7 protein-coding genes are annotated in these 6,000 nt (G+C 43.6%); 1 reads left to right on the top strand and 6 read right to left on the bottom strand.

Annotation, left to right across the window (positions count from 1 at the left end; translation table 11 throughout):
- Nucleotides 1-70: 70 nt before the first annotated feature.
- Nucleotides 71-1,213, top strand: a complete 1,143-nt coding sequence (locus tag Hs20B_RS08425; protein ID WP_172357489.1) for a DUF8462 domain-containing protein — start codon at nucleotides 71-73, stop codon at nucleotides 1,211-1,213.
- Nucleotides 1,214-1,301: 88 nt separating this feature from the next.
- On the opposite strand, the gene Hs20B_RS08430 is transcribed toward Hs20B_RS08425, so the two are convergent.
- From Hs20B_RS08430 to Hs20B_RS08455, 6 genes are all read right to left on the bottom strand, one after another.
- A complete protein-coding gene (locus Hs20B_RS08430) occupies nucleotides 1,302-1,913 on the bottom strand; it encodes a superoxide dismutase (protein WP_172357491.1) in 612 nt (203 codons plus the stop codon).
- Nucleotides 1,914-2,033: 120 nt separating this feature from the next.
- Nucleotides 2,034-2,879 carry a transporter substrate-binding domain-containing protein gene (locus Hs20B_RS08435; RefSeq protein ID WP_172357493.1) on the bottom strand — a complete coding sequence of 282 codons (846 nt, stop codon included), beginning with the start codon at nucleotides 2,877-2,879 and terminating at the stop codon, nucleotides 2,034-2,036.
- 26 nt (nucleotides 2,880-2,905) lie between these two features.
- Nucleotides 2,906-3,739 carry a transporter substrate-binding domain-containing protein gene (locus Hs20B_RS08440; protein WP_172357495.1) on the bottom strand — a complete coding sequence of 278 codons (834 nt, stop codon included), beginning with the start codon at nucleotides 3,737-3,739 and terminating at the stop codon, nucleotides 2,906-2,908.
- Between the two features lie 122 nt (nucleotides 3,740-3,861).
- Nucleotides 3,862-4,779 (bottom strand): glutathione S-transferase family protein, encoded by a 918-nt coding sequence (locus Hs20B_RS08445; RefSeq protein WP_172357507.1) that lies wholly within the window; start codon nucleotides 4,777-4,779, stop codon nucleotides 3,862-3,864.
- Between the two features lie 126 nt (nucleotides 4,780-4,905).
- Nucleotides 4,906-5,283: a hypothetical protein gene (locus tag Hs20B_RS08450; RefSeq protein ID WP_172357497.1), complete on the bottom strand. Its 378-nt coding sequence runs from the start codon at nucleotides 5,281-5,283 to the stop codon at nucleotides 4,906-4,908.
- A gap of 30 nt (nucleotides 5,284-5,313) precedes the next feature.
- Nucleotides 5,314-5,751: a GNAT family N-acetyltransferase gene (locus Hs20B_RS08455; RefSeq protein ID WP_172357499.1), complete on the bottom strand. Its 438-nt coding sequence runs from the start codon at nucleotides 5,749-5,751 to the stop codon at nucleotides 5,314-5,316.
- Nucleotides 5,752-6,000 lie beyond the last annotated feature (249 nt).

Below are 6,000 nucleotides of genomic sequence, written 5' to 3' on the forward strand. Positions count from 1 at the left end.
GATGAAGTATAACATGAGACAATAAGTATAACACGAAGAGCAAAGTATAACACAGAGAGTAAAGTATAACATGGCAAAAAAAGAAATCTCCCCTTTTGACCCTTCCTTTGGAGGACTCCCAAACACTTATATTGAAAGAAATCAGGTCTTTCCTTATATGGAAAATGCCGCTTTGACTAGCCGCGGCCCTTGGAAAACAACCGTTGTTTCTGGTGTCCGTGGCAGTGGCAAGACAGCATTACTGACGACGCTCTATCAACATCTAGAAAAAAACAGTAAAGCTATCGTCATCATGAATGCGATGAGCCCACAGTTGCTAGATAATATCATCCATGATTTGTATGCAGCCTTATCAGCTAGCCAAAAAGAGATTGTCGATAAAACAATCAGCGGTATCACACTTCCTGGTTTCTCCATAGACGTCAAAAGCGAGAAAAGAGACTTACTAACCTTAACTGATACCTTTCATTCACGCTTTAACCTGCTAATCGAACATCTCAACCAACAACATAATACCGTTACCATCCTCATCGATGAAATCATCGTAGAAGATGAGTCACAGCAAGCCATCATGCGGACACTCGCAAATGAGTATCAAGTCGCTGTCAATAAAGGCCGAAAAGTGAGTTTATTCATGGCAGGATTGCCTAATAACATCGAAAAAATCCTCCAAGAAAAGTCCTCGACTTTCATCAATCGTGCCAAAAGAGTCTTTCTCGATGATATTAAACTTGACGACGTTAAGCATTCTTATCTCTCTGTCTTTCAAGACGACATTGACCAAAAACGGCTCACACGAGACATTGTCCTGAAAGCTGCCGAACTCACAGAGGGCTATGCCTATCTCGTTCAGCTCATCGGCTATTATCTATTCGAAAACCTCAAGATGGGCTTGTACAACGAGGATGCGCTAAAGTATGCGCTCATATCAGCTAAAGATGACCTGTTTCAAAACGTTCACAGCATTATCTTCATGGAGTTACCCGAGAAACAAAAGGAATTTCTCATCGCCATGGCTGAGGATGATGCCGAAACAAAAGTCGCAGACTTACAAGAACGAATGAGTGCCGACAAAGGTTACATCGGTCAATACAGATCTCGTTTGATTAAACTCGCTTTGATAGAGCCCGCTGGACACGGCTTAGTCAGATATACCATCCCTTTCACTAGGGACTTTATCCGAGACTACTATGAAGACGTCAACGTCTGGTAACCTTGCATTTTGCCAGCTTTCTCACTGAGAGAGCTGGTTTTTTTGCATCAAAAAAGGACGCCACCGGCATCCTTTTCACTTTATTTGTTTATTTCGCTGCTGCGTAGAGTTCGTTGACTTTGTCCCAGTTGACAAGTTCAAAGAATGCTGCGATGTAGTCAGGTCGTACATTGTGGTATTTGAGGTAGTAAGCGTGTTCCCAAACATCAAGTCCCAAAACAGGTGTTTCGCCGTCTGAGATAGGGTTATCTTGGTTGGCAGTTGACGTTACTTTGAGTTCTCCTGCTGCATCAACGACAAGCCATGCCCAGCCAGAGCCAAAACGACCTGTTGCTGCTGTTTTGAAAAGTTCTTTAAACTCAGAAAAACTGCCAAATTTTGCTGCGATGGCGTCACCAATCTCACCAGTTGGGTTACCACCAGCGTTTGGTGCCAAGATTTCCCAGAAAAAGCTGTGGTTGACGTGACCGCCACCGTTGTTTTGAACGGCAGTACGGATGTCATCTGGTACAGAAGCCAAGTCTTTGACAAGCTCAAGCGCTGATTTATCAGCAAGTTCGCTGTGTTTATCAATCGCTGCATTCAAGTTTGCCACATAAGTCGCATGGTGTTTGTCGTGGTGCAACTTCATCGTTGCTTCGTCAAAAAATGGTTCAAGCGCATCATAAGCGTAAGGAAGTTCTGGAAGTGTGTGTGCCATAGTGGTACCTCTTTCTATCATTGGTTGTTGACCGGGATTTTCCAGCCATTTCAATTGTTCTAACTTCATTTTACCTAAAAATCAGCTCAGTCACTAATGATTTGATTAGAAATTTAGGCTTTATTTCACCGTGATACTATCATCTGGTGCGTAGTTGCCACCCAACTCTTTTTCAGACAAGGCTTTCAAAGTCCCGTCTTTTTTGAATTTTGCGATTTGGGCATTTACGGCTTTAACAAAGGCTTTGTCCGCATCTTTCGGGAAGAGATAGTATGAGTTTGGATTATCGCGCTCGCCTGTGATATCGATGACTTTGAGGTTGCTCAAGCCACTTTCTTTGATAATCTGTTTAGCAGATACGAGGTCTTGCAGCTTGAAGTCGAGCTTGCCGTCTGAAACTTGTTGCAACTGCGTCGCTAAGTCAGCCTCGGTATAGGTAAAATCAACCTTTGTTTTAGCTGTTTTATTGAACTCTTCGAGTGAGTTTGAGTAGGTCGTCCCTGTTTCAGACGTCGTTTTTTTGCCAGCAATGTCAGCCCAACTCTTGATGTCGCTACCTTTTTTGACAACGAGTACACCAGGGTTTTTAGCAATCGGATCTGAGTAGATATATTTTTCAGCGCGCTCAGCTTTGTAGCCAAAGTTATTGGCAGCAAGCTGGAAACGACCTGTGTCGAGATTGGCAAGGACAGATGGAAACTCTGTCACTTCAAACTTGAACTTGTACTGTGGCAGTGCCTTGTCAATCTTTTTAGCAAGCTCAATGTCGTAGCCAGTCAGCTTGCCATCAGCCGTTTTATAGGTAAATGGTTTTGGCATACCCGCTGTGCCGACTGTGATTTCTGTCACTTTCGCGCTAGAGCTTTTGCTTGTCTTATCTTTGTCGTCTGACTTGCCGCAGGCAGCGAGACTTGTGACTGCAAGGACAGCTGCAAAACTAAGTGCGATTTTGGTGATTTTTTTCATGGTTGTGATTACTCCTATTGATTTGATTATTTATCGTCTGGGGCGTTATATTTCCCGAGATATTCTTTGCTGATTTTCTCCAAAGTACCATCTTTTTTGAAGGCAGTGATTTGTGCATTGACTTGGCTGACTAACTTTTTATCCGCGTCTTTGGCAAATAAAAAGTATGAGTTCGGATTGATACTGTCATCTGTGATTTGTACCACGTCGACCTTATCAAGTTTTTGATTTTTCACCACATCTGCTGCGATGAGATCATCTGTCAGCGTGAAGTCAACGGCGCCATCTTCTACTTCTAGGAGACGTTTTGCCCAGTCGGCTTCTGTGTAGTTGATTTTGATTTTATTGCCATGTGCAGCGTTGTATTTTTCAAGTACCGCCGTATAGTTGGTGCCAGCACCTGTCGTGGTTGTTTTGCCAGCTAGATCTGCGAAACCTTTGATGCCACTGCCTTTTTTGACGACTAGGACCAACGGATTTTTGACAACTGGTTTTGAAAACGTGTACTTTTGCGCACGCTCATCCGTATAACCAAAGTTATTAGCACCAATCTGCACACGACCTGTGTCCAAGTCTGTCAAGATCGACGTGAACTCTGTCACCTCAAACTTAAACTTGTAGTCCGGCAGTTTTTTGTCAATGGCGCGTAGCAGGTCAATGTCGTAGCCTTTTATCGTATCACCTTCTTTATAGGTAAAAGGCTTTGGCGCAAGACTTGTGCCTACGAGAATCGTTTTTGCTTTTGTCGTATCTTGACTGGCTTTTGTGCTATCTGACTTGCTTTGTTTACCACAAGAAGCAAGGCTTGTCACAGTTGCAACAGCGAGTAAACTTAGTGCAATTTTGCTTATTTTTTTCATAAACCCTCCTATTCATTCCCATATATAGTTGATTGTCCTTTTCCGGACTTCTCTATTGTCTCATGACTTTCTTGCTTTGGGTATTAGATTTTTGGAAGGGATTGATTTGATTTTTCAAATACCTAGTCTTCCCAGATGCTTGTATCTGGCCCTAGTGCTAGCAAGTTCCTGGGGTTTTCGGCGTGATTGCCCAGTGAATAGCCCATTTTGATAGACTGGAAGTTTGTCGTTTCGTGAAATGCTGGGATGTGATAGAGTGTTTTCGCATATCGCCAAAGGTTTGGAAAGTCAATCAGGCGGTTGCGGTTGGTCCGAAAAATGCTGTAGTAAGCCACGTCAAAACGTGCCAAGGTCACATAAAGTCGGATGTCACTGTCGGTCAACTGGTCGCCAAAGAGAAATTTCCTATCACTCAAACGTTGTTCTAACTTGTCAAGTTGGTTGAAAAGCAGGTGATAGTTTTTCTCATATGCCTCTTGCGACTTGGCAAATCCTGCTTTGTAGACAGCGTTATTGACTTCATTAAACAAGACGTCGTTTAGGGCGTCGATGTCGCTGCGCAGATTTTCAGGATATAGCTCTGGTGCGTCTGGCGCGATAAAGTCAGTGAAGTTCGACTCGATCTGCGTCGTGATGTTGTGATAGTCGTTACTAATCACTTTCTCGGTCGTCAGATCGACAATGGTCGGAATCGTCGCGCGGCCCGTGTAGTCTGGATCAGTCTGCTCATAAATCTCAGCTAGATACTCGATACCAAGCACAGGATCACGATCTCCCGCGTCCAGCGAAAAGCGCCAGCCTTTTTCCGTTCTGACAGGATAGACTTTACCCTCGCTGATGACATCTTCGAGCCCAAGCAGGCGTCTGATGATAGCAACACGGTGACTCCATGGACAAATCTCACCCCAAATCAACCGGTAACGCCCAGCCTCAGCGGGAAACTCCTCCCCACCAAGTACCCCTGTAAAATAGTTCTTCTGACGGTTGAAACTCCCGTCTTTTGTGATTTCATTTTTATCTTCGCTAAATGCCACTGCCATCGTTTTCAAATCCTTTCTTGTCTTAAACTTAACTTTCTTCATTGTCTCATAGCTTTTTTAGTTTGAAATTTGAAAAATAAAAAACCCGTGATAGTCAAAAACAATCACGAGTTTGTGTTTATAGGCTCAATTCAAGTCAATGGTAACCGTCATCTGATTGTCCGCCCATGAGTGTACAGCGCTGATGCCTTGTGAATTTGTGCCTGTGTGCGCCTGATGATCTTTCAAGGTCGCCATCGCAGCCTGATAAAAATTCACGCTTGACCAGCCCATCCCTCCTTCAAGTCCATCAACAAAAAGTTTGTAAAATGTCGTTTCAATCTTATCGTCAAAAGTTGTGATGCTGATTTCTGTGACGGTTTTTAAATCTTCTGATGTCGTGACTTCCATGGCTGCGTCGGCATCACCAATCCTTGTGATCTTATGTAGTGCTTCAGGCAAGGCAAGCTCATTTGGCACACTTTTATTGAAATTTTTTCGTAAAATATCATAGGTTAAGCTCATTTTCTGCTCCTTTAGGGCATGACCAGTCCGTCATTTGTCGATGAAACCTTCATCTATAAACCACTGCTTATCTTGCGGCAAAAAACGGATAAATCCTGTATTGAGGTATGAAAATCCTAGATTTTCATAGTAGTCAAAGGTTTTCGGATGCGTGTACAGCGTGACAATCTGCCCAGCTGCTTGATCAAGTAAGTTGTTGATAATCTTGCGCCCAACCCCTTGATTTTGAAGCGTCGGCGAAACGGCGATATTGTAGATATTTGCCTGTAAAACACCGTCAGACAAGGCTCTCCCTACACCAACAAGCTTACCTGTCGCATCATCAATGGCAAAAACTTTGTAAAGACTGTTTTTAAATGATAGCTCAACCAAATCAGCCGGCAAACTAGAAATCTCAACCTCCTGCATCAAACTCGCAACATCACGATAATTAATCCCAGCATCAGTTGTTTGGTATTGTATGGACATGGCTACTCCTTTAGCGAAGAACGACGAAGTCGTGATGAACTTAGGGAAGTAGCTATGCACAGGCTTGGCGGTTTTACCGCTTAGCCGTTGGGCTGGCTACTCCTTTAGTGAAGAACGACGAAGTCGTGATGAACTTAGGGAAGTAGCTATGCACAGGCTTGGCGGTTTTACCGCTTAGCCGTTGGGCTGGCTACTCCTTTAGTGAAGAACGACGAAGTCGTGATGAACTTAGGGAAGTAGCTATGCACA

The sequence above is a fragment of the Pseudolactococcus insecticola genome, from assembly GCF_011170065.1.
Taxonomy (GTDB): Bacteria; Bacillota; Bacilli; order Lactobacillales; family Streptococcaceae; genus Pseudolactococcus; species Pseudolactococcus insecticola.